At 44.5% G+C, this 24,124-nt stretch carries 19 protein-coding genes and 1 pseudogene; 10 read left to right on the forward strand and 10 right to left on the reverse strand.

Going from position 1 to position 24,124, the window contains the following annotated elements; translation table 11 throughout:
- Nucleotides 1-65: 65 nt before the first annotated feature.
- Nucleotides 66-953: a hypothetical protein gene (locus AC50YG_RS22285; RefSeq protein ID WP_494829711.1), complete on the forward strand. Its 888-nt coding sequence runs from the start codon at nt 66-68 to the stop codon at nt 951-953.
- Between the two features lie 102 nt (nt 954-1,055).
- Here AC50YG_RS22285 and AC50YG_RS22290 read toward each other — a convergent pair whose 3' ends face one another.
- On the reverse strand, nt 1,056-1,268 hold the full coding sequence (locus tag AC50YG_RS22290) for a TM2 domain-containing protein (protein ID WP_494829713.1): 213 nt from the start codon (nt 1,266-1,268) through the stop codon (nt 1,056-1,058).
- 208 nt (nt 1,269-1,476) lie between these two features.
- On the opposite strand from AC50YG_RS22290, the gene AC50YG_RS22295 reads away from it, so the two are divergent.
- The 7 genes and pseudogenes from AC50YG_RS22295 (at nt 1,477) to AC50YG_RS22325 (ending at nt 10,837) form a co-directional block, all read left to right on the forward strand.
- Nucleotides 1,477-2,088, forward strand: a complete 612-nt coding sequence (locus tag AC50YG_RS22295) for a TetR/AcrR family transcriptional regulator (protein WP_473756990.1) — start codon at nt 1,477-1,479, stop codon at nt 2,086-2,088.
- Nucleotides 2,089-2,128: 40 nt separating this feature from the next.
- Nucleotides 2,129-3,349: an MFS transporter gene (locus AC50YG_RS22300; protein ID WP_494829716.1), complete on the forward strand. Its 1,221-nt coding sequence runs from the start codon at nt 2,129-2,131 to the stop codon at nt 3,347-3,349.
- Between the two features lie 879 nt (nt 3,350-4,228).
- Nucleotides 4,229-5,179: pseudogene (locus AC50YG_RS22305) on the forward strand (IS30 family transposase).
- An 892-nt stretch (nt 5,180-6,071) separates the two neighbouring features.
- The gene (locus AC50YG_RS22310) at nt 6,072-7,286 is read left to right on the forward strand and encodes an AAA family ATPase (protein ID WP_494829879.1); all 1,215 of its coding nucleotides are present in this window, start codon (nt 6,072-6,074) and stop codon (nt 7,284-7,286) included.
- Complete coding sequence (locus tag AC50YG_RS22315; RefSeq protein ID WP_494829718.1) at nt 7,283-7,954, forward strand: hypothetical protein; 672 nt, start codon at nt 7,283-7,285, stop codon at nt 7,952-7,954. Before AC50YG_RS22310 ends, AC50YG_RS22315 begins: the two co-directional genes overlap by 4 nt.
- Before the next feature lie 261 nt (nt 7,955-8,215).
- Nucleotides 8,216-9,856, forward strand: coding sequence for a sigma-70 family RNA polymerase sigma factor (locus AC50YG_RS22320; RefSeq protein WP_494829720.1), 1,641 nt, complete (start codon nt 8,216-8,218; stop codon nt 9,854-9,856).
- Nucleotides 9,857-9,895: 39 nt separating this feature from the next.
- On the forward strand, nt 9,896-10,837 hold the full coding sequence (locus AC50YG_RS22325) for a ParB/RepB/Spo0J family partition protein (protein WP_494829722.1): 942 nt from the start codon (nt 9,896-9,898) through the stop codon (nt 10,835-10,837).
- Nucleotides 10,838-11,043: 206 nt separating this feature from the next.
- Here the strand turns inward: AC50YG_RS22325 and AC50YG_RS22330 are convergent, their stop codons facing one another.
- Nucleotides 11,044-11,988, reverse strand: coding sequence for an AraC family ligand binding domain-containing protein (locus AC50YG_RS22330; RefSeq protein ID WP_494829724.1), 945 nt, complete (start codon nt 11,986-11,988; stop codon nt 11,044-11,046).
- A gap of 165 nt (nt 11,989-12,153) precedes the next feature.
- Between AC50YG_RS22330 and AC50YG_RS22335 the strand changes: the two genes are divergently transcribed.
- Nucleotides 12,154-13,452: an alpha-glucosidase/alpha-galactosidase gene (locus tag AC50YG_RS22335; RefSeq protein ID WP_494829726.1), complete on the forward strand. Its 1,299-nt coding sequence runs from the start codon at nt 12,154-12,156 to the stop codon at nt 13,450-13,452.
- A gap of 84 nt (nt 13,453-13,536) precedes the next feature.
- Here the strand turns inward: AC50YG_RS22335 and AC50YG_RS22340 are convergent, their stop codons facing one another.
- The 6 genes from AC50YG_RS22340 to AC50YG_RS22365 all read right to left on the reverse strand — a co-directional run bounded on the left by AC50YG_RS22340 (nt 13,537) and on the right by AC50YG_RS22365 (nt 19,828).
- Nucleotides 13,537-14,394, reverse strand: a complete 858-nt coding sequence (locus AC50YG_RS22340; RefSeq protein ID WP_341280561.1) for a class II fructose-bisphosphate aldolase — start codon at nt 14,392-14,394, stop codon at nt 13,537-13,539.
- Nucleotides 14,395-14,629: 235 nt separating this feature from the next.
- Nucleotides 14,630-15,106: a hypothetical protein gene (locus AC50YG_RS22345; RefSeq protein ID WP_494829728.1), complete on the reverse strand. Its 477-nt coding sequence runs from the start codon at nt 15,104-15,106 to the stop codon at nt 14,630-14,632.
- 204 nt (nt 15,107-15,310) lie between these two features.
- Nucleotides 15,311-16,102, reverse strand: coding sequence for a carbohydrate-binding protein (locus AC50YG_RS22350; protein ID WP_494829730.1), 792 nt, complete (start codon nt 16,100-16,102; stop codon nt 15,311-15,313).
- Nucleotides 16,103-16,200: 98 nt separating this feature from the next.
- Nucleotides 16,201-17,340, reverse strand: a complete 1,140-nt coding sequence (locus tag AC50YG_RS22355; RefSeq protein WP_494829732.1) for a toxic anion resistance protein — start codon at nt 17,338-17,340, stop codon at nt 16,201-16,203.
- 39 nt (nt 17,341-17,379) lie between these two features.
- Nucleotides 17,380-19,068: a substrate-binding and vWA domain-containing protein gene (locus tag AC50YG_RS22360; protein ID WP_473756997.1), complete on the reverse strand. Its 1,689-nt coding sequence runs from the start codon at nt 19,066-19,068 to the stop codon at nt 17,380-17,382.
- A 13-nt stretch (nt 19,069-19,081) separates the two neighbouring features.
- On the reverse strand, nt 19,082-19,828 hold the full coding sequence (locus AC50YG_RS22365) for a hypothetical protein (RefSeq protein ID WP_494829734.1): 747 nt from the start codon (nt 19,826-19,828) through the stop codon (nt 19,082-19,084).
- A 364-nt stretch (nt 19,829-20,192) separates the two neighbouring features.
- On the opposite strand from AC50YG_RS22365, the gene AC50YG_RS22370 reads away from it, so the two are divergent.
- Entirely contained in the window at nt 20,193-21,095 is a 903-nt protein-coding gene (locus AC50YG_RS22370) for a class I SAM-dependent methyltransferase (protein WP_494829736.1), read from the forward strand.
- A 39-nt stretch (nt 21,096-21,134) separates the two neighbouring features.
- Here AC50YG_RS22370 and AC50YG_RS22375 read toward each other — a convergent pair whose 3' ends face one another.
- Nucleotides 21,135-22,286, reverse strand: coding sequence for a response regulator (locus tag AC50YG_RS22375; RefSeq protein WP_494829738.1), 1,152 nt, complete (start codon nt 22,284-22,286; stop codon nt 21,135-21,137).
- Nucleotides 22,267-24,096 (reverse strand): sensor histidine kinase, encoded by a 1,830-nt coding sequence (locus tag AC50YG_RS22380; protein WP_494829740.1) that lies wholly within the window; start codon nt 24,094-24,096, stop codon nt 22,267-22,269. Before AC50YG_RS22380 ends, AC50YG_RS22375 begins: the two co-directional genes overlap by 20 nt.
- Nucleotides 24,097-24,124 lie beyond the last annotated feature (28 nt).

Here is a 24,124-nt window from a genome sequence, read left to right on the forward strand (position 1 = left end):
GCTTTTATGCTAAACTGGTTGTACCTAAAACAATTTAGCCGGAATGACGGAAAGGCGGGAATATGATGGAGTATGCGTTTGTAATTGAACCGCAAAATTACCAGCCCTTTGAGAATGATGAGGAACAGGTAGAGAAATGCCAGGAGTGGGGCTTGCTTTCAGGGAAAGCCAGCAAAACAAAAACCTTTTATTATAAAGGCCACGGTCTGAATATCGTTTGCAGCATCATCGGTTTCGTCGATAAAATGACCGCTGTCATACAGCTGGGCAACGATCAGTTGCACTGCATCCACCCTTCGTATTTGAAAGAAATGCAAGCGGCAAGTTATGGCGCGAAGCATGCGGCTGGTGTTGAGGCTGACGAGACTAATGAGGAAACTACAAATAATGAAACAGAAGCTGTTGAAGCCCAAAATGTAGAAAACGGCATTAACGTTAGCAGCGACTCCGCAGCCACTGGAGAGAGCGATACGGGCGCTGCCAAGACAGTCGAGGAAATGCTGGCGGAAGCAGGCTTTGCTATCGATTCGGTCGAAAGTGCAGCAGCGATTCCAGAGGCAGTAGAGGAAGCGGCCCATTCCAGCGATAGAGACCAGGCTGAGCAAACGGAAGAAAAGCCGAAAAGCAAAGCCAAAAAGGAAAAAGCGCCGAAGCTTGAGCTGCCGGAGGATAAGGTGAAAATGATCGCGACCGTTAAAGAGTTTACGACGGTGCCGAACCATTTTTCCGATAATGATGATGAGGTTGTCATTTATGAGGCTTTGTCTATCACGGAACAAGGGACACTTGTGGGCGAAGCCTGGTCCAGCCACAGCGCCACGCTCAAAAAGCAGGAGCTGGAAATTGGCGATGTCATCACCTTCGAGGCTAAAATTGTAGCCAAAAAGCTGACCAAGCATCCCGTTCCTTATAAAATCAACAACCCGGCGAAAATTAAAAAAGAAGAGGCTTGAATATAAGTACAGCATCAGCAATCAGCACAGCCTACTTAAATACGCGGACGCAAAAAAGAGCTCATATGAGCTCTTTTTCCCTTTTTACCTATAAAATGATCGTTATGCTTTAATTTGACGGCCTTCTGAATCTTTAAATGCGCCGCAAATGATCATAATTAAGTCGATTAGTGTCCAGATACCAAAGCAACCCAATGTAATCAGCATCAAAATGCCAGTTCCCACTTTTCCCGCATAAAAACGATGAATGCCGAAAGATCCTAAAAAGAAACATAACAATATTGCTGCTACAAAAGATTTATCACTCTTTACCACTTGTAAATCCCTCCATTATATATTCTACTCTTCCATTATCGGCATTTGGCCAGAAATTCTTTACATATAAAATGAAAATGTTAATAAAATATTTGGTATTTCCTCAGCTATAAAGCCTTCTTCATCTCTCATTTGCATTTTCCCTTTATATTTTGGTATTATTATAGAACGAACGTTCAGTATAATTAAGAGAAAGGGGCAGCGCCTCATGAATAAGAAACAGCTGCAAAGCGAGCAAACGAAGAAGAAAGTCGCAAGCGCCGCACGGGCGCTTTTTGCCCAGAAGGGCTATAAAGGAACTTCGATTGAAGATATTGTAGAGGCGACCGAAAGCAGCAAGGGCAATATTTATTACCATTTTAAAAGCAAGGAGGGCTTGTTTCTCTATCTATTAGAGGAATGGGATTTGGAATGGGAGCAAAAATGGAACGAGCAGCAGGCGCGCTACGAGACGTCCACCGAAAAGCTGTACGCCATCGTCGAGCAAGGTGTGATGGATGATTTCAGCCACCCGCTTACGAAAGCGGCTGATGAATTTTTCAATCATGAGGAGAAAACCACTGAGGTGGAGAAGCGAATGACGGTCATGATCGACCGGCATTTGGAATTCAACAAACGCCTTATTCAGGAAGGCATTGACCGAGGCGAATTAGAGCCGATGCAGGTTGAACATTTGGCGATCATATTGGAAAGCTTGTTTTTCGGCTTGAATCAATTGTCCAGACGCTCCTATGCGATGGATGAGGTTTTGACCATTTACAGAACCGCTGTAAAGGTCGTCCTTCACGGCATCTCAAGCTCCAAGCGCCAGCAAACTTAAATATTAATACAACCTAGATCAGGGTGAAAGGATTTTAACCATGTCATTATTACTACGGAATAGAGGAGCTATACTCCTTCTGATGGGCAATATTTTGCTCGTATTTACAGGCATCGGGCTCGTGATTCCCGTTATGCCTGCCTATATGCGAGAGCTGGATTTGAACGGAAGCATACTAGGCTTCATGGTAGCGGCCTTTTCATTAGCCCAATTATTATTTTCACCGCTTGCAGGCAGACTCTCCGATTCTATCGGCCGAAAAAAAATGATCGTGGCTGGCGTAACGCTGTTCGCCCTCTCGGAATGGATGTTTGGCGCGGTCAGCGAGCCATGGCTGCTGTTTGTTTCTCGCATACTTGGCGGAATCGGGGCCGCATTCAGCATGCCTTCGATTATGGCCTACGTCGCTGACGTTACTAGCAACGAAGAACGCGCCAAAGGTATGGGCTACATCAATGCCGCGATTACGACCGGGTTTATTATCGGCCCCGGCATCGGAGGTTATTTGGCCGAATTTGGCGTACGCGTACCGTTTTATGTAGCGGGCATCGCCGGCGGTGTGGCCGCCATTGTTACGCTGCTGGTTCTGCCAGAATCCAAGCCGACTTCCGCTCCAACGCCTGCCGCTTCAGCTCTCTCTAAGACCTCGGCTTCGGCTGGTGAACCCAGCTTTATGTCCCAGCTGCTGACGTCTTACAAACAGCCCTACTTTTTCAGCTTAATCATCGTGCTTGTCGCCTCGTTCGGGCTTGCGAACTATGAGACGGTATTCGGCTTGTACGTTGACCATCGCTTCGGGTTTACAGCAACCGACATCGCGTTTATTATTACGTTCGGCTCCATCGCGGGCGCGGTTGTACAGGTAACGATTTTCGGCTGGATTTTGAATCGGTTTGGCGAGCAGAACGTCATTACGTGGTCTTTGTTTATAGCGGGTCTATTCGTTCTGCTGATGCTGTTGACCAACAACTACTGGATGGTATTCGCGGTCACCTTCTTCCTGTTCCTGTCTGTCGATATTTTGCGCCCGGCCATTGGCACCCAAATTTCAAAAATGGCCAATGACCAGCAAGGCTACCTCGCTGGCTTGAACTCCGCTTTTACGAGCTTAGGCAACATTCTCGGACCGATCACTGCGGGCGTACTGTTTGATATGAATATCAATTTCCCATACGCCTCCGCTGGTATCGTGCTTCTACTGTGCTTCCTTCTGTCCATGCGAGCTGGCATGAAAAAGAAGCACAAGGCGACCTCCAGCTAGTAAAGTGGCACGAGAGTGCATTATTTCTACTTGGAAACATAAACAAGAGCAAGCTGTCCCATCTATGTAGCTCGAATACTTGCTCTGTGGGGTCCTCTTTGGCTTACATGCCAAAAAGGACCCCTTTTCGTTTATTTTGGCAAACATCTAATTTGCGGACATCGTATACATAAACTCATATTTACCAAGGTCAAGCTCCGATATTACGTCGTAGTTAGGCTTTAAAGTGAACGGAATTATTTGCTTTTTCCCGACACCATAGCTACCGTTGAATGAGCAGGCAGCGGCCTAAGCGACTAGCGTAATACAAATAATAACCTCTGTTTTCCCAACAGCCAGTAGGGCATCAGTCATACCAAATAAAGTCGAGATACATCCTATCCTTTTGCTGTCTTATTGCACATGTTTTTAGAGATGCTTATGACCTCGTAATCGAATAACTGCCCATCCTTTTTGTAACGATTCAACCGTTCGAGCTTCCCATTTACGGACTGTTTTCCAATTGAATTTGCTCATGAACGGCAGCGGAGCGATAACTATCCCACTTCTCAAATGCTGCCTTACACCAATATTAAAAATCATGTCAGAGCATAAACATGCAAACTTTATCTTAAAAATCGATCATTAGAACAATCGATTCAACTTCTTATAGAGTCATACTAGATTGAAGGAGGGATAGAATCATGGTAAACTTTTTCATGAAGCCACTAACCACCTGTATTTGGTATTATAATAATTAATTTACTTATTTAAAAATTATTATTAAAATTAATTATTAAAGACGGATTGTAATATGAAGTGCGACACATAAAAATGACCCATGACCGATTCGTGTGTAGAATGAAGTTACCACACTACCCCTACACAGGAGAATCAGCCATGAGCTACCAACATCTTACCACAAGAGAGCGAAGCCAGCTAGAATTACTCCATCAATTGGGATGGTTGGCTAGAGCGATTGCACGTAAGCTCGGGCGTCATCATTCCAGCCTATCCCGTGAGCTCAAGCGTCAAGGAACAGAAGAGTCTTATTGTGCAAATCGAGCCCAGACATCGTATATAACCAAGCGAGCTCGTTGTAAACCTTCGGGTAAATGGAATGCTGAAAGGCAACGTTACATCACGATGAAGCTCGCAGAGACCTGGTCGCCGGAACAGATTGAAGGCAGGATGAAACGGGACGAGCCCCATCTTCGTGTATGCCATAAAACGATCTACCGATGGCTGTACCAAGGAAGGCTTGTTAAACCTTTCTAAGGCATAAAGGAAAACGTCGTCAACCGCTGGAGAAGCGCGGACGTTTTACGATCGGGTTGTCCATCCACCAGCGCTGCAAAGAGATACGTAAGCGTGAGGCCTTCGGGCACTGGGAACTGGATACGGTTGTTTCTAGTCGTGGAAAAAGCAAAGCCTGCGTAGCCACATTCGCTGAGCGTAAAACAAGGTTCTACCACGCGATTAAAATGCAGGATCGTACAGCCTCTTCCATGGAGATGGCCTATACACAGGCTGTCCTATCGATCCCGGCAACGGCCTTCGTAACGGCTACCGTTGATCGTGGTAAAGAATTTGCCTGCCACGAACGCCTAACTACTTTCACATGGCATGAAGGTGTATTTTGCCGATCCTTATTCCTCTTGGCAGTGAGGTACGAATGAAAATGCCAACGGGTTGTTAAGAGAGTTCTTTCCAAAGGGCTATGATTTCGCAGACGTTACAGAAGAGGAATTAGCGTGCGCTTTGTTCCTTATTAATAACCGTCCTCGAAAGTGTCTAGGATGGAAAACCGCACACAAAGCTTTTCAGGTTGAGGTGTCGCACTTGGCTTGACAATCTGTCTAAAAATAATAAACTGGTATTAATTGTATTTAAAAAATAAATACCAAAAATTATAGTTCTCCTAACGTTTCAATTTTCAATATCCCCGTTCTAACTTTCCCAATATAGAATTGGTGAATCCACCAAAAAAGAAGCATAATAATAACGCTGTAACAAACTATCCACTCCTTGTATTAGAAGAGCTAAAATTTTAACGTAACCCTGCAAGGCCGTAAATGTTTTTATTATTGTAGATCGTATCTCTAAACAAAATTGCCTTTAACAAGGATTACAAAAATCAAAATTAGTGAGCAAAAGAGCACTTTCAATCGAACAGTACTTTGGTTGGTTATTGCTAAATCAAGTCTACCCTACACAAAGCTTGTTAACTGCCCTATCTCAAAAAAATCATATCACTGGAGCGAAAAGTAAATCGAACCTGTACCATTTTAAGTCACAAATCATTATGCTTTACACTATCGTCGAAGATCTATTATATAATATCAGAGTTCTCAGAACACACTCTGATAACAGCACTAATGGAGCATTAAAACTCACTATAAGCCTAGTCCTCAATGCTAATTATAAAAGGTATCCCTACCGAATAGGAATGTAGGAACTAAACCTCACATCTTCTAACTATAAAACCAACATAAATGGTGATAAAATTAGACTATGAAGCAGCAGAAACTTGAGGGGTTAACACACTAAAGTATAAACGTAATCAGATAACTATCAGATGTAGTCAATTAAAGGAGTTGATACTTAAGCAAGAACAGATTAGTGTCTACGACATTTTTATCATAAAAACTATCATGTAAGAAATACAAAGCTTGTTATAAGCTTATCAAAGCTCGTACAAAAAATAACTAATAGGCTCAGTAGGAGGTGCTTGAAATTGCAGATGAACATTGAGATTTCTCATTTTAAGTCTTTGTTAAATGTATCTTTTGAACCAGGTGTTGTTAACGTATTTATTGGTGCTAATGGCAGCGGTAAAAGTGCAATTTTAGAGGCAATGGGCGTTTTAAGCGCTGCCATTTCTGATAAAGTAGATGATGCTACTTTGTATAACAAAGGTGTGCGATTAGGCACGCCGTCATTATACAAATCATCATTTAAGGATCAGGAAAGAATAGCATTGAACATTGAATTTGCGGTGGATTGGATTAATGAACTTGATAATTGGCAATATAAAGTTAATTTAAACAACCCTTTAGAAAAACCAAAACCATTCTGGGAATACTATTCAGAAATTTTAAAAAAGAATAATAATAAAGTATTCGGTAGATCTAGAGCCTCAAAGTATAAATTAGATAACTTTCCAGAAATCGAGATAGATGCATATAAAGGTCTCCTATCTTTTTTACAAGGAGTAAAAACTAATGAAGGAAAAAGCTATGCGAGTGACTTATATGAGACTTTTAAGGATTATTGCATATTCACTCCAAATACAACAACTTTAAGGGGTATCCAATCCGACCCATTTCAAAAAGAACCTGTAGGCCTACTTGGGGGAAGACTTTCAGAAGCAGTGAACGAACTAATAGATATTGAAGAAGATACCTTTGGCACATTAGATCTTGAGGATCTATTTGAATTATTAACTTGGGTAAACCATGTCTCTATTGGCAAACCAGCAAAAGAAATGCTCTCATCTAGTGTACCTGTTACGTCAAAAACAATAAGATTTACAGACCGCTTTATGCGGGAAGGCAGAAATGAATTAACGGCTTATGACGCGAGTGAAGGCTCATTGTATGTCTTATTTTTGTTGACATTAGTTATGCACAAAAATTCTCCGCGGATGTTTGCTATTGATAACTTTGATCAGGCTCTTAACCCTAGACTGGCAAGAGCAGTAACAACTAAATTTTGCGAACAGGCTATCAAAAACAATAAGATCTGCTATGTAACCACTCATAATCCTCTAGTTTTAGATGGACTAAACATAAATGATGATCGAATAAGATTGTTTAGCGTTGATAGAAATACCAGAGGTCATACTCAAATTAATAGAATTAAGGTAACCGATGAACTTCTTGCTAAAGGAAAGGAAGGGTATAGTCTATCAAAGCTGTGGACATCAGGTTGGCTGGGCGGTGTTCCTAATATATGAAAGATTTTGCATTTGGGTTGGTAACAGAAGGCCCACGGGATTACGAACTTATTACACAAATCATCCAAAAAGTTTTGCCCGGTAATCATCGTTTTTTATCGCTACAGCCTGAAGGATCCGCTACTGAAGGTTTTGGAGTACATGGTGGTGGATGGAAAGGGGTATTTTCATGGTGCAAGGAATTCAGCAAAAATTCTGGCCCCATTTTTTTTATGGATAATATGATACCTCTAGTTGATGTAATAATCATTCACGTGGATGCCGACGTTGCACGAGAGCAGGAAATAAACTGTGCAAGGAATTGTCCCGAAGCGGAAGACACCGTAGTCGAACTTGAGAACAAACTTAAATCAGCCCTTAATATACAAGATTTAATGGGGCGCATTATCTTCTGCATCCCAAGTGACAATACTGAGAGCTGGATATTAGCAGCATTTGATTCATCATATCATAACCCTCCAAAACAATTTATTGAGTGTATCATTAAACCTGATTATATACTCTCAAGTAATCAACACCAATTACTAAAAAGAAAAGATGGAAAACCAAAAAAATCCTTACCAAAATATAGAGATCATTTAATCCCAAAGGTTCTTATAAATTGGGATGAAATACGTGCTATGTGCACACAAGCAGAGAAACTGCATCAAAAACTTAAGCAATTATAGCCAAATTACTCTCGCAGGTAGGTTTGAAATATATAATCAAAAAATTAATATCAAGCGCCAAGCTTACGTCCAAATCGTCTTTTATAACTTGGAACAAGCTCATGCTTATTTATTTTGCTCACAAAATTATGTGAGCTTTTTTGTTTTTAAAGCATCAAAACTTGTCAGATAGTTAGAACCTTTGTCGGAAAGATAGATTAAGGGAGGAAATCCTCTACTTCTGTGGAAACCTATGATATCTGAAAATGGGAGGGATGTGGCGTGCTCACAGAAAACAAGCACATTGGTACTTTAGAAGACGTAGTTTCAATATACTCCAATAAAATAAAAAAAATAGCACGAAGTATGGTAACTACTAGCTTAAACACACGTTCAAATTTTCTAGAGGAAGAATTAATCCAACAAGGTTTTGTAGGTCTCATTGAAGCCTATAAAAAATTTGATGCACAAAAAAACAATTTCTCTTTTTGGAGCTATGCAAAAAAATTCGTAAAAGGCAAAATGATTGATTTTACTGCCTATAGCAATAATTCTTTCCGACCCAGCAAGAAGGTAAATTCTGTCATGATGCAAATTAGAAAATTAGATTTGGCAAACCACTCCCCAGAATTTATAGCTAATATACTAGGGTGCTCCCCAAGAATGTCCAGTGAAGCTATTAATTTATTAGAGATGAGAAAAGTCAGCTCATTATTTCAACCACTACCATCACCAAATGACGAAGAACCACTAGAACTTATAGATATATTGGCTTCGAAACAAACAGACGACCTATTCAACATCGACATTTCCAACGGCTCTTCTATAGTAGAACAAAAAATTATTAGTAAACTGTTAGAAGGATACAGTCATGAAAATATCCTACACAATCTTAATGTTACCCCATATGAATTACAAACTACGATTCAAAAAATTGAAGAGACTTACGGTTTTAGTAATGAATCAGCAAGACGATTAAAGGAGATGAGGTTTTTGGAAATAATTAACGAAGAACAGCATCATCCATTTAAATGGATAAGCATAGAGCAGATCTTGCCAAATCCTAAAAACCCCAGAAAGGATAATTCGATACTCTCGGAACATATGGAGAAAATCCTATCTACTCTGGATTGGGAAGAACCTATTACATGTTATCAGAAAGGTGATTTTTATATTATCCTCTCGGGACATAGAAGATGGCATGCAGCCAAAAAAATAGGAAGATCAAAACTCCCTGTAAATATTGTAACAGCTCCTAGTACAAGTAAAGAAGAAATGCAGCGCTTAGGATTACTTCAAAGTGGGCAAGTTCAATGGACAGAGTATGAAAGTGCAAAAAACACATATGACAGATGGCAATACTCTGGCGGTATATCCTATAAACATTTGGCTGAAAAGCTTGGTATAAGTGAGACCCGTGTAAAAGCAAGAATTAGAGTATTCAGCTTTTACCCAAGCGAAGAAATTGAAGGCAACCTTGATAATGGTATGTACTCATTAGCTATGTTGAATTATATCTGTACTTGGTTAAAAAAACTATTTTATTATCACCCAGAACTAGTTAATAGAATTGGTGAGGACTTTATTAGACAACAAATGCTGAAAAAGTATGAAAACAAATGTTTTAATAGCCATATTAACAACGATAACTCATTTGTCACTACAGCCTCTGACGATCAGATATTGGGCTTCATAAGAGATACTAACAAGACTCTACAAGAGTCCCAAATGGAAGTACTCTGGGCTCAATTTAGCAAAGACAATGAGACAACAAAAATAATCCAAAACATAAAAAAATCAAAAAATGAAATCAATAAACTACAAATAAAAGACCGGAATGAGGCAGAAAGATTAGTTGCAGAATTACAATCTTCACTTCTAGATATTGAGGCCAAAATAGTTGAACTTACTCAACCACAATAAAAAAAATTATGATTTATGCACGATTATAAGGAGGATGACATGAATAATCTCTCAAGAATCATAAGGGTGCCTATAAAAGATATAATCCCCAATCCATTTAATCCGAGAAAGAATCACGCAATTAAAACAGAAGAAATGCAAAGGATTATTAAAGAACAAGGATGGGAAACCCCCATTACTTGTTATCAAAAGGATACACAATATGTTATTCTTTCCGGGCATAGACGCTGGTATGCTGCTAAAAAACTAGCACTTAAATATATTCCCGTTTTCGTGGTTGATGCCCCCAAATCCAAAGATGAGGAGCTAGAAAGAATCGGCTCCGTACAAGGGGGGAAAATGGATTGGAGCGACTATGAGTGGGCAAAATATACCTATGAACTTTGGATTCATTGGGAGAGATGCTCGTTTAGTGAACTATCTCGTAAAATGAATAAAAGCAGCATATTCGTGTCTACGAGAGTGAAAATTTTTCAATACTATCCCCATCAAGAAATAGAGGAAAATCTCCGAAAGGGACTTTTTACAATCTCGGTATTACACTACCTCGCAATTTGGTTGGACAATTTAAATAAAGAGTATCCAACATTGGTAAATCAATATTCCACTGAAATGATTAGGACAACCATGTTAAATAAAATCAGCAAAGGTTTAGTCGGTGTCCTCGATATTAAGAACGACTTGTTTATCAAACACGCTAGCATTGATCATATACGAATTTTTTTAACTGATCCCCGTAAAAAACTATGTGATGCGATTTTAGAAATTAATGCTGATAATATAAAATTTAGAGGAGCAAGTCGAATAAATGTTCAACTACGTGGGATAAGAAAATCCAAAGATTTTATAAAGCAAGTGGAACGGCGAAATAAAAAGGATGATAACGAATTAACTCAAATATTAGTCGAATATCAGAAGACAATTTTAGAAAAAATAGAGTATTTAGAAAAAGCCTTTATTAAGAAAGATAAATCAAAGTAGCTATCACCAATAATAAACAATGGAAGTTTTTGAGACTTTGCTGAATTCCACCATCTACTACGTATCACCCATGAAGCACATGAAAATATAGATAAATTAACTATTATATCCTTTAAAAGCAGGAATCAGCTCAGACACATTATGTGCGTCTAGTAATGCTAGACAGCTTCTAATGGCTAAAATTCGCTCCTTTTAGCTACATAGTGTCAGGGCTCATTATACTCCAATTCCTCCAGCAGCTCTCGCGTTCGGCGCGGCGATTGGCCGATGACCTTTTTGAACATTTTGGAGAAAAGGAAGGGATCGGTGTAGCCCACCGAGCGTGAAATATCGCTCACCGACAGCTGTTTGCTGCTCAGCAGCTCCACCGCCCGATTCATTCGAAATTGCAGCAAAAATGCTTGCAGCGATACATCAAACTGCTGTTTGAACAAGCTGGACAAATAGGTCCGGTCCAAGCCGACAGCGTGAGCAATTTGCTCAACCGTTGTTTTCTGGCTGTAGTTATTTTCGATATAGGTAATCGCCTCATTGATGTAGGTTTCCTTGGTGTTGCCACGGAGCGGCTGCGCGTCCAATAATGAAAGCTCTGCACATTCAATTAATTCTCCAATTAGACGGTACAAAATGCTCTGGTACAAAATGTCCCGACAGCCCGTTTCATGGGCAGCCACAAGCTCCTGATGGCTGCTATCGAACCAATTGGACCCATCACTATCATCACTACAATTACTATTACCGCTATCGCTTTCCCCGCTGCCTTTGCCGCTCTGGCTATCGCCCTTCCCCGTCCTCTTGGCACGAAATATCGGATGCGATACACTGAGCCCCGCCCGCCGCATAAACGCCCTAGCGTGAAGCCCATCGAAACCCACCCACGTATACACCCAAGGGTCAGCCTCATCCGCTGTATAATGGACAATCGCGCCCGGCGATATGAGAAAGCCCTGACCTTGCGACAGCTGGTAGGTTTCTCCTCCAGTACTAAATTCGCCTGAGCCGCTGATCACATAATGGATAATATACAAGTCGCGCAAGCCCGGACCCCAGCTATGCAGGGGTTCACATTCTTCCTTGCCGAAAAAACGCAAAAACAGCTCCATCTGCCGCTGTGGCGTCTCCTGATTATGTCTGACTTCGGTCAGAGGCATTCGACATCCCCCCTCATTATGACAGGTAATAGTATAATAGATCGGATGAAACCATGCAATGAAAAAGCATTATGACAGGTTTATCAGGAATTACTCCATGTTCGCACGCTCTCTCCGGGACTATAGTTAAGGAGTCGAGACTATTCATAAACGGAGGCGAATTCATTGGCGAAAATAACGTTCCTTGGTGCGGGCAGCACTGTTTTTGTGAAAAATGTATTGGGTGATGTCATGCTTACAGAAGCACTGCAGGGCTTCGAGCTAGCTTTGTTTGATATTGATGGCGGAAGGCTGCGTGAATCTGAGCAGCTGCTGCTGAATATGAAGGAGTCGCTCGGAAGCAGCTGCGTCATTAAAGCATATACCGACCGCAAGGAGGCGCTTCGCGGCGCTAAATATGTCGTCAATGCCATTCAGGTTGGCGGTTACGATCCTTGTACGATAACCGATTTCGAAATTCCGAAAAAATACGGCTTGCGCCAAACCATTGCCGATACAGTCGGCATCGGCGGCATTTTCCGCAACCTCCGTACCATTCCGGTCGTACTTGATTTTGCAGCAGATATTCAGGAGGTTTGTCCAGACGCTCTGTTCCTCAATTACACCAACCCAATGGCTGTGCTGACGAATGTGCTCATTTCGCAAGGCGGCTTGCAGGCTGTAGGACTCTGTCACAGCGTACAAATTTGTGTACCGCACCTATTCGAGCATCTGGGCATCGATACAGCAGGTGTCAAAACAAAGATCGCTGGCATTAACCATATGGCGTGGCTGCTGGAAGCAACAAAGGACGGTATAGATTTATACCCGGAAATTAAACGGCGCGCGGCGGAAAAGCAAGCGGAGAAGCACCACGATATGGTGCGCTACGAGCTCATGCTGAAGTTCGGCTATTATGTTACCGAATCTTCCGAGCATAATGCTGAATACCATCCGTACTTCATTAAAAAGAGCTATCCAGAGCTCATTGAACGCTACAATATTCCTCTGGATGAGTACCCGCGCCGCTGTATTGAGCAAATTAAAGGCTGGGAGGAAAGACGGGATTCGATGCTCGGCAATAAGAAGATTGAGCATACGCGCAGCCATGAATATGCCTCGCATATTATGGAAGCGATCGAGACCAATCATTCTTATAAAATCGCCGGGAACGTTATGAATACGGGCCTTATTACAAACTTGCCGAAGGAAGCCTGCGTCGAGGTGCCTTGCTTGGTTGACCGCTCTGGCATAACGCCAACCTACGTCGGTGACCTTCCGCCGCAGCTGGCTGCGTTAAACCGCACAAATATCAATACCCAGCTGCTCACGATTGAAGCTGCCAAAACATTGAAGCGCGAACATATTTATCACGCCGCTCTGCTGGACCCGCATACGTCAGCGGAATTGTCGATGGATGACATTGTCTCGCTTTGCGACGAATTGATTGAAGCGCATGGCAGCTGGCTCCCAGCATACCGTTAATAGCAGAGAGCAGCATAAAGCAAAAAAGGGCTAGTCCAACTGCACGCAGCAGCTGGACCGGCCCTTTTTCATTTATATATAGGCTTATGCTTTGTTGGAAGATCCGAACTCGCGCATTTTACCCATAACTGTTTTTTTGATTGCATCGCGGCCTGGAGCCAAGAATTTACGTGGATCAAATACTTCCGAATCCGCAGTCAGAATTTCGCGAGCAATTTTAGTGAAGGCGATTTGGTTTTCAGTGTTAACGTTGATTTTAGCTGTTCCAAGGGAAATGGATTTTTTGATTTGATCCGTAGGGATACCTGTACCACCGTGCAATACCAATGGCAGCTTGATCGTTTGGCAAATCTCTTCCATTTCTTTGAAGCCCAGGTTTGGTTCGCCTTTGTAAGGACCATGAACGGAACCAAGTGCTGGAGCCAGGCAATCGATACCTGTAAGCTCAACAAGTTGTTTACACTCTTGTGGATCAGCGTAGATAACGCCATCAGCAATAACATCATCCTCTTGTCCGCCAACTGTTCCCAGCTCAGCTTCAACGGAAATGCCGCGCTCGTGCGCATATGCAACAACTTGCTTCGTTGTTTTTACGTTTTCTTCAAATGGGGAATGCGAAGCATCGATCATAACGGAAGTGAAGCCTGCATCGATTGCTTCTTTACATTTTTCGAAGCTGGAACCGTGGTCCAAGTGAATCGCAACTGGAACTGTGATTTTCATTTCTTCGATTAGGGATTTAACGATTGCAGTAACAACCGTGAAACCGCCCATGTAACGAGCTGCGCCTTCAGATACGCCCAAAATAACTGGGGATTGCTCTTCTTGAGCTGCGCCCAAAATTGCTTGCGTCCACTCCAAGTTGTTGATGTTGAATTGACCTACCGCGTAACCTTCTTTTAAACCTTTGTTCAACATATCTTTCATCGAAACCAATGCCATGATAAATCCTCCTTCAGTGTAGTTGCAATTTAATGAATAGAACTTTCAATCATGCCCATTGATCTACTGCTTAAAATAACACTCATAAACGACAGACATATAGGCATGAACGGAATAATTTTATCCTTGTTCACATTCCTCATCTAATACTACATGTTATCATATATTTTATTATAAAACTACCTGCGCTGCGAGTGAATACTTTTCAAACAATTGATAAGAATTTATAAATGCGTTAATCCGTTTCTACAGGAACGCCAATTCTTTTAATCTGCGAAAATAAAGGGCTTAGCCGTTTCTCTGCCCATTCGGCAAGGAATAAAATCAACATCAAACCCAGCAGTGCCGTACATACAGATACCGGAATCAGCCACAGATGCGTTGAATGGGAGAAAAAGGGAATGAGCGACACCGCTACAATTGGCGGAGCATTCCACTTAAATTTCGTAATCATCCAAATCGTGATCAACACATTTACAAACAAGGAAATCGCGCTTGGATAGATGGAGAAGAGCAGCGTGCCGACGATTGACGAAATAAACGCGCCTAAAGTAATTTTGCTGAGCTCCGTATAACGGAATGAGCGCGAGACGAACAGGAAGCTGAAAGCCCCCAAAGTAGGAAAAAATAAAGTGTCCAGAAATGAAAAATGTAAGGAAAGCCAATAAATAAGCATGACGTAAACGCCAATTGCGATAATTTTCAAGTTCATTTTAATCCAGTGAACCTCCTGTTCATATATCCAGCAGATTACCTGAGTACTCTGCATGGAATACTGGCAGTATTGTAGTGCCTGCTTCATTTTATAAAGTTTCTATGGAAGTGTCAATGCTGCGAACCGTCTGCCAAACAACAAGAAAAGCACCTGTACGGTGCTCTCGTCTAATCGATTTTTGTATGTCTGAATGCGACGCAATTAGGCTTCTCTTCCGAACACCTCAAACTGCGTTAAAGCCGGGAATGGCGAAGGCTCGGACGACTTCACTAATTTGCTTAGCGTAACAGAGTCAACTGTTCTTGGTTCCAGCAAAATCGTTTGCGGCTTATGCGTTTTGATTAGGCTTGCCTGATGCGAGCTGCCATCCGAAAACGTCAGCGTCACATTTTCCCAATAGTTGTCGTGTGGAAAATCCGCGCGCAGCGTTAAAACAACCTTGTCCACGACTACGGCACGTCCAAAATCAATCGAAATAGCGGCATCCGCTCTCTGGTTAATGCCCCATGATTCGTAAGGCCATTCGCCATGCGAGTCATTCGCAGCATTTCCATTAATGGCGTTCCGTGCCGCAAATACAGCCTCTCCCCGCGTCTCGACATTAGCGGAAGCATGCGGGAAGCAGGTGTCGTTGGCGTGCTGGTCATATTCATTTTTCGCTACATTTTTATAGGCTCCTATTTCCTCAACGGTTGCCAGGCGAGCAGTCAGCACATGAGTGTCGCCCGTAAACGACTTCGGTGAGTAGGATACTCTTTTTTCGTCAAAAGGGACCGTGTAACGGTACTCCTTGCCCTTCAAATAAATGAACGCCGAATTCATCGAATCCTCCAACTGAATGATTAGATGGACATTCGCTTGCGAGCTTTTGAGAGCGATTACATTTCCAGGCTCGTAAGCCCGCTTGTACACCAAATAAACCTGTTCGCTGTCTGTACAGGTCGCAAGCACCGCTCCGTCTGCATTTTGAATTTCTAGGGATAAGTTAATCATCACTTTGTCTCCATTCTTTATGATATTTCATAAAAGGATCTCTTGTATAAAAAAAGCAGAGGCGCTTCACGCTTGCTGCCCCTGCTATTCATACTCTACTACAGCCCCAGCTTCTGCCCTTTCTCCAGCCGCTGAATTTGCACCTCGCCGGTATCCGCCAGCTCTCTGAACTGCTGGATCGTTTGGCGCATTTTAGGCAGCGCCTCCTGCTTGTAGGTGCTGATGGAGTCCATCGCCGAAAGCACATCGGCGAAAGCCGTCTTGAGCGTATCGACGGAGATGTTTGCTTCCATCGACTGCTTTTGAATCGCGGCGCCTTGATTTTTCAGCATTTTGGAGGTTCCGCTGATCAGGCTGTCGGTCGTCTGATTCAGCAGCTCGATTTTTTGCAGGACGATTCGTTGATTGTAGAGCGCGCTTGCTACGGTAACGGAGATTTTCAGCGCCGAAACGGTGATGTTCCTCGCCCGATCCACCCCGCGGATCAGCTCCTTGTTGTTGCGCATCACAACTTCAATCGCCATAATGCCCTGCTGGTTCACGACGAGCATTTGCTGCAAATCCATGACACGCTGGCGGAGCGGGAACAGCACCTCTTCCGTTATGAAGCGGATTTTATCCTCCGACTCCTGACGCGCCTTGGCGGCTGCAATCTGGGCTTCAATGCCTTCATCCATCAGCATGCCGAGCTGGATTTCCTTTTGCAGCTTTTTCGTCAGCTCGCGAAGCGCGTGCTGTTCCAGTTCCAGCGTGGTGTTGTCATTTTTAAGTATCGTACTGCCTTTGTCCAGCGATAAAATGATGCCCGAAATGACCGTATCCGCCTTCTGGTATTTGGCAAAATAACGACGTAACGGATTAAAAAACATGCCTAGTACGCCGCTTTTGGCAAAATCGACGACGCTCGGGTCCAAATCCTTGAGCTGGATGTGCAGCTCCGTCAAATCTTTCGCCACTTGGCCGCCTTCATCGCCCGTTTGAGACAAATTGCCGACCGCCACCTGCAGCAGCGAATTTTTCTCCGAGGAAGACCTCATCGACTGAATGCCAAACTGGTCAATCGATTGCAAAATCGCTTTCCGTTTTTCGAGCGAATCCAGATCCAGCTCCAAAATCGATGATACATTGCTCGTCGCCAGCTCGCGCAGTTGGGTGACCTCCTCAGGCTCAGGCTTCACCTGCTCTTCAATGACCGATTTCAGCTTCTCCTCACTGACCACTTCCATCGTAAATGACATTGCAACCCCTCCTCTTCAACCTATATCCGCAATATAAAATTACATTTGAACGTTCAGCAGGTTTCCAATTTTATAAACGACATCGTCGGTATCGGCGTTGATGCTTGCCGCCTCGTTAATGCTCGAAATGCTTTGCAGCGCCTTGATATTCGCATTGTAGCCAATCGTATAAATCGGAACCTTGTACGTTTCTATGAGTCCTTTAATATCCTTGAGCGAATGCCCTTCATTCGTCTCCCCATCGCTTAGCACAAAAATGATCGGCTTCACATCCGGGTTGACGGCGAGCTCATCCTGCAACATTTTCAGGGCGACTACGATGCCGTCAAAGGTGGCCGTTCCTCCGCTTGCCTGCAAGCTGTTGATCGCGCCCACAAACATCGATTGCTGGTTAGTGTCATATTTCCCAATTGGCAAGTTAATCGCAACGTCGCTGGAGTACGAGACGAATCCGATACTGTTGCTCCTGCCCAAAAACTTCTGCCCCTTGAGCAGCGATTCCTTCAAGCGATTAAGCGGCTCCCCGCCCATGCTGCCCGAAATATCGGCTACAAAAACAGCGGCAATCGGCTTGCTGCCATCCTTCTTTTCCTTCCAAAGCTTCTGTGCGGCGGCAAGCGTCTTTCCGTTCACAGCTTCCATCTCGGACTTGTAGTCCTCAAGGCCATTAAAGCCTTTTTCCACAGCAGCCTTCTGGTATTTATCCTGCGTAACAAAGTCGGCGAACTTCTGGATAATTTCCTGCTTATCCTTCGGCAGCTTGCCGAGCGCATACAGCGGGCTGTCATGCCTCACACCGAACGGCGTAAACACGTAGCCGCTCTGGAAATCCGCCGCGTTCACATAGGTTTGATACTCCAGTACAAAAGCATCCAGCATCCCCGTCTTGGCAGCCTCACGCATTTGCAGCGTAGTCGAGGCAAGGAATGGCACATTGGCCTGGAATTTCTCAAAGCCCTGCACCGCCTTCTCGCCCAGCAGCTCTTGGCTGTCAAACGTCGCGAGGGACGTCACTAAAAAGTTGAGGCCCGTTGAGCTGGCAAAAGGGTCGGTATAGCCCATCGCTACCTGATTGCTTGCAATCGCATCGGTCAGCGTCTTCACATTGAGGGAGCCATATTCGGCAATCAATTCATCATATTTCGCTTGAGTGGAGACGATTCCCGCTACATTGCCCACAAGTCGTTTGGATACGAGCTTCGTTTGAACGCCACTCGCTGCGACCATCTCGCCCCACAGCTCGTTGGATGGCGTGAACGCATCGGGCACATATTTGCCTGAACGGATATAATCCGCCGCGGTGCCCGAGGCAATATTGCGGATTTTGACCGAAGCCGTCTTCCCGTTCACTTTAATCTTTGCTTGATTAAAAGCGGTGGCCACCTCGTTCAGCCAGCCATCCATATCCGTACCCGACTTCTCGGTCGAGGAAAAAATCTCGACAAATTGGTCTGTGGTGTTTTCAACCGATACGGGGAACTTCGAAATATCCGGCAAGGAGTCGCCGACATCGGCAGGATCAAGATCGATCTGTCCTTTAACCGGCTCCGCAGTCGTAACTGAAATGCCTTGATACAGCTTATTCAGCTGCTTGCCCGCATCCTCGGACGAAATCTGCGTATCTGTCTTACCTATGTTCGAGGTCAAGCTAATCCCAAAATAAACGAGAGCAAAAACGACAATCGCAATAAGTGCCAAGACTACAAAAGCTTTTCCTTTACTCGCCATATGCGTCACCTTCTCATTGTTGATATAATTTGGTTTGCTTAATTAATACATCGATTTCTTTCATGCAGGGCATTTCCTCGACCGTTCGATAATCTGTGCTCCCTAGCAGTGAAATTTCGAGAGCCAAGCGGTCCAGCTTCAGCAAAATCTCTTCGTTCGCCCCCAGATAACCGGACACGTAGTCCAGATATTGCTGGTAAAGCTCTATTTTTTCCTGCATCAGCTTATTCGAGAACTTCCTCGCGCTCCGCTGCCGTTCCAAGGAGGCAAACTCAGCAGCATCGAACACGCCGAGCTTATTCAGCATTGCTTTAATATTCAAGTAAAAAAGCTTCTCGACCTCAACGATGACGGAGTCGAATTTCTTGTAGCTGATTTCCGTCTTCTCAAATCTTTGGCCGAGAATATCGGATAAGATCGCTCTCTTCTTCGCTATTCGCTCCAGTTGGTCGAGGGCTAAGGCGATATCCTTGTGCAGCACTTTAACGTTTTTGTAATAGGAAAGCGCCGCCATGAAATCCTCGCGTGTGGCAATCGAACGAATCTGCGGCACCGAAGCGGGCTTGAGCAGCAGCGTATAGCTTCCATAAGTCAGAACCAGAAAGCTGCTGACCAATAAGGTTACGCCTGAAGCGGTTGCAAGAACATTTTCACCCCCTATGACCACCCCGACAAGCCCCGGTGACAAAATAACAATATTTAGAGCGACAACTCCGCCTATGAGTCCGAGCAGCTTCAACAATTTCGAATTATTCCCCATAAATAATTCCTCCACGAATGCGGTAACTTGTCTCCATCTGTAAAAACAACAACATCCTTTGCCTGTATATTTAATTTTAACAGAGAATAACCGAACAAGCTCCTAAATGTTACTAATATCTCTTTAGATTCTATTTATACTCTAATTACTTCCACGTTATTTGTCCGGTTCCATTTTATTTTCGGACTTGTCTCGGGACACGGCGCGGTGCTCGAACCCCAGGTGAAACGGCTGTCGCCGTCCTCCCTATATTTCAAAAAAGAGCAATTGCTTTTCACTCCATTAAAGGTTATTGTAGATATACAGAGTCTTTAAAGTCTGCGAAATGAAAACTATTTTATAATCAGGAGAGGAATGACGGGATATGAGCAGCGATTTGTTTAATGCAGCTGTGTGGGAGAAGGCTTGGACGGAGGACCCGAACGCGACGGGCAATAAAATGAAGAAGGCCGGCATTGGCCGCACGTCCTTTGACCATAAAGCAAAAACCTTTAATGCAGAGGTGTTCAGTGAAGGGGGAAGACACCGAAGCGAGCGCATTATTCGCTGGATAGAAGGGCAGGGTGTCGACTTCCAAGGGCTGTCCGTACTCGATATCGGTGCTGCCTCGGGCGGATTTACGGTTCCTTTCATCGACCGGGGAGCACGGGTGACGGCTGTAGAGCCTAACGTTCCGCTAAGCGAGCTCTTCATGGAGAATACAGCAAGGTTTGATCAGGGGCAGGCCCTGCTGGTCCATGATGTGTTTGAGGAGTTGGATATTGAAGCAAGGGGCTGGAACAATGCCTTCGATTTCGTATTTGTGTCCATGTGTCCGGTCATTGTCGATTGGGCAAGCGTGGAGCGGGTACTCAGCACGGCTCGCAAGTATTGCTACATTAGTGTAGGTGCGGGGCCTAGAGAGCATAGTCTGCTGCAAGCTGTTCTTCCTTTGCTGACAGGCCAGGAGGTTCATGCAGAAAGCTCGGATATGGCCTACTTAACGCACCTGCTCTATTTGAAGGGTTATTCATTCCAATCCATTATCACGAAAGAAACAAAAACGACCGAGTCGTCTTACGAAGAAGCAATAGAGGAAGTCATGCAAGCGCTGAAAACCCATAAATTAATTCCTAATGAGTCCGCCCGCCAAATCGTTACCGATTATGTGCACCGTACTTATCCGGATGGCAAAGTGGTCATTCATCAGAGTGGACGTTATGGCAAGGTGCTGATTCAGCTGCAGGAGCTGAATATGTATACACGACCGGAAACCGTTAAAGCTTAAATCAGCTTAGGTCAGCGTAGGTCGAGATCATAATTTAAATTATTTAGCATTATCAGATAATTCACTGACAAGTGAATCGTATAAGAGGAGCAGTGCTTTGGATGGACGAATGCCGAGCTCTTTTTTGATCAGCCTCACATAGTCGATGTATTGGGTCGTAAGCCCCTTCTTGTTTCCGTCCTGCGCATGCTTGCGGAGCAGCAGGCTCAGAACGGATTCATCAAGGGGATTTTGCGCATATAGCTTCAGCAACAGCTTCGATGCTGCGGCCGTATTGGAGAGAACGAAGAGCGTCTCCACTACATTTTTGACGAACGAGGTGTACATTTCCGCCAGCCGATCCGTCTCGTGTATAGCCCAGACGTAGGCTTTGCTGCCGAACAGATCCCCCGTGTAGAGCCTTTCCGCGTTCAGCGCGTCCTCCATATTAACGGCATCAACCCTTTTACACTTGCTTGTTTGACGCTCAAACTCCTCAAAATCAATCATCGCATCGGCCAGCTCCAGCGCGTAGCCGTCATTTTCCGAGCGAATGGCATCCCGAAGCGCTAACGGCTCTAATGATTTGCGAAGCTGATAGACGGTCGTATTCAAATATTTTTCCGCATTCATACTCGTCATACCGGCGAAAATATCTGCAACGAGCCTGGCACGCGAAATCCTGCGACCACGGTTCAGAAGCAGGTAGGCAAACAGCTCGGCGCTTTTGCTGGAAATCCATTTCACGCGTCCCTGTTCATTTTGCACGGAAAAGTCGCCTAAAGCTGTGATTCTGACACGGTTGGGGTTTTGAATTAGAGCGCTGCCCGTCGGGGAATCGCCTATCCTTTTTCTGCCTTCCAGTGCACGATGAATCGTCCGCTCCAGCCGTTCCTGCGTTACGGGCTTCACCAAATAATCGAGCACCGACAGCTCAAAGGCATCCACGGCATAATCTTTATGCGAGGTAACGAACACAATTTGTGTTTTGCAGCCCTCCTCGTCCAGCTTGGAAGCAAATGCAAGCCCGCTGTCACCCGGCATGGAGATGTCTACAAACGCCAGCTCGACATCGGTATTTCCAGCGAGAAAATCGCCCGCCGCATGCGTATTCACAAATGCCCCTACGACCTGCAGCTCTGTGTATTTCGCCAGCATTTTCCGCATAATTAAATGCATGACGGGTTCATCATCAATTAAGATGACCTTCATTAGCTTTCACCACCGTTTCCTCGCTGTCACTTTCGACCCTGCTGCTGACGTCCCCTGGCAATGTAAACTGAAATGTCGTCCCTTGCCCCGCCGAGCTCTCAAATCGGAGATTGCCGCCATGCATGCGGAGAAATTCCCGGGTCAATACGAGACCAAATCTCATTTCGCTTCCGTCCTCCCCACTTGCAAATCCAGGCTCCTTGAAAAAGAGTTCATCATGACGCAGCAGACGCGCCGTCTCCTCATCAATCCCGCTCCCGTTGTCGCTAATGGATACCGTTACCTCATTATGCTCAATAGAAGCGCTGAGCTCGATCTCTCCGTCGATATCCGTATATTTAATCGCATTGGAAAGCAAATTCCGAAAAATCAGATCCAGCATTTCTTTATCGGCATTCACCGTCAGCCTCTCGTCAATCTGCTCGGAAATTTGAATGTTTTTCATCCCTGCCCTGGCTCCTGCCAGCGATAAAGCTTGGCGGATAACCTGCTGCAGGTTCCAGGCCTGTGGCCGGAATGCAACCTCTCCATTTTGACTGCGATACCAGTCCAGCAAATTATCGACGAGTTGGAAGGTGCCGCGTATTTGCCGTCTAATCTCTTGAAATACCTCGGCGCTGGCAATATCGGTATCCGTAGGCTCCTCGCCCAGCAGCTCGGTTAAGCTCACCAGTAGGGCAATGGGATCGCGAATATCGTGAGCCATAACGGTGAACAGCTTATCCTTAAAGGCGTTCAGTTGGGACAGCTGCTGCGATTTTTCACGAAGTCGCTCCTCATTCTCCTTTAGCTCCGTAATATCGCTGAACATCAGCATTTTGCCAATCGGGGTCGTCCCCGTGTCGTAAATATACGTTAAGCTGCAAATGTAATACATTTGCCGATCACCCAGCAAACGCTGGAATGCAAACCGTTCATCCTGAAAACCCCCGGTAGATATTCGCTGGAGCAATTCGGGACTGGTCGCTAGTACGTCCTTGCCTAAGGCAGGGAAGCTTTTCGTTTGTATAAGCTCGGGAAACACCTCTTCGGCTGCGCGGTTGTGGTTCACGATTTGATTTTCATAATCCAGCAGCACCACCCCGTCGCGAACGGTATCAAACATTTTGGCATAAGCAAGCGGTGTTAGTCGGAGCAATCCGAACCTAAAAATCCCCCACGCATACACGACACCCGATACAGCGAACCCCAGCGGGGTAAAGTCAATAATCGTATTATACATATAGCCTATATTAAAAAGCATCGGCGCAGCCGCTCCAAGAATAAGGAGGACAATCTGCTTCCGCACAATAGGCAAAGCTCGTATATACATCGGAATAAACAGCAGAATGCCCAGCAGCAAAATCGTATAATTATAAACGCCATGCACCGCATACCAAGGGCCTTTTAATGTATTGTACAACGGAACGGTATCGTCCGGATTCGGAAAATAGCCCGCGTACACAAGATGATGCCATTCATTAGTAAGATGCAAAAGAAATGTGACCGACGGGATGAGAAAAAGCAGCAGCGCAAGCCATTTTCGGTAAGGAGCTGCAAGTCCGGTAAACTGGATCACCATCAGCAGCCAGAAGGCGGAGACGAAGGGAATGCCTAAATATTCGAACTGAAGCGACAGCTTTACGCCGTCCAAGGTAACACTCAATATTTCGAAGGCATAGCCAAGCGCATAGCAGGATGCTGCTGCCATCATGTAAACCATCGTTCTTGCCACCTGCAAATGGCGTTTCCGATAGGACAGGAACAACACAAACAGCATCAGCGCCGTCGCAAAGCATAGCAATACTGACATCCACAATCTCGTATCCACGACGGCACCTCCCTTTCGTTTGCTCTTT

Source organism: Paenibacillus sp. J31R34, assembly GCF_059383715.1.

Bases quoted from the DNA above. Each gene is read 5' to 3' on its own strand.
- AC50YG_RS22285 (WP_494829711.1), top strand. From the start codon at position 66: ATGGAGTATGCGTTTGTAATTGAACCGCAAAATTACCAGCCCTTTGAG.
- AC50YG_RS22295 (WP_473756990.1), top strand. From the start codon at position 1,477: ATGAATAAGAAACAGCTGCAAAGCGAGCAAACGAAGAAGAAAGTCGCA.
- AC50YG_RS22300 (WP_494829716.1), top strand. From the start codon at position 2,129: ATGTCATTATTACTACGGAATAGAGGAGCTATACTCCTTCTGATGGGC.
- AC50YG_RS22310 (WP_494829879.1), top strand. From the start codon at position 6,072: ATGAACATTGAGATTTCTCATTTTAAGTCTTTGTTAAATGTATCTTTT.
- AC50YG_RS22315 (WP_494829718.1), top strand. From the start codon at position 7,283: ATGAAAGATTTTGCATTTGGGTTGGTAACAGAAGGCCCACGGGATTAC.
- AC50YG_RS22325 (WP_494829722.1), top strand. From the start codon at position 9,896: ATGAATAATCTCTCAAGAATCATAAGGGTGCCTATAAAAGATATAATC.
- AC50YG_RS22330 (WP_494829724.1), bottom strand. From the start codon at position 11,988: ATGCCTCTGACCGAAGTCAGACATAATCAGGAGACGCCACAGCGGCAG.
- AC50YG_RS22340 (WP_341280561.1), bottom strand. From the start codon at position 14,394: ATGGCATTGGTTTCGATGAAAGATATGTTGAACAAAGGTTTAAAAGAA.
- AC50YG_RS22345 (WP_494829728.1), bottom strand. From the start codon at position 15,106: ATGAACTTGAAAATTATCGCAATTGGCGTTTACGTCATGCTTATTTAT.
- AC50YG_RS22350 (WP_494829730.1), bottom strand. From the start codon at position 16,102: ATGATTAACTTATCCCTAGAAATTCAAAATGCAGACGGAGCGGTGCTT.
- AC50YG_RS22355 (WP_494829732.1), bottom strand. From the start codon at position 17,340: ATGTCATTTACGATGGAAGTGGTCAGTGAGGAGAAGCTGAAATCGGTC.
- AC50YG_RS22360 (WP_473756997.1), bottom strand. From the start codon at position 19,068: ATGGCGAGTAAAGGAAAAGCTTTTGTAGTCTTGGCACTTATTGCGATT.
- AC50YG_RS22365 (WP_494829734.1), bottom strand. From the start codon at position 19,828: ATGGGGAATAATTCGAAATTGTTGAAGCTGCTCGGACTCATAGGCGGA.
- AC50YG_RS22370 (WP_494829736.1), top strand. From the start codon at position 20,193: ATGAGCAGCGATTTGTTTAATGCAGCTGTGTGGGAGAAGGCTTGGACG.
- AC50YG_RS22375 (WP_494829738.1), bottom strand. From the start codon at position 22,286: ATGAAGGTCATCTTAATTGATGATGAACCCGTCATGCATTTAATTATG.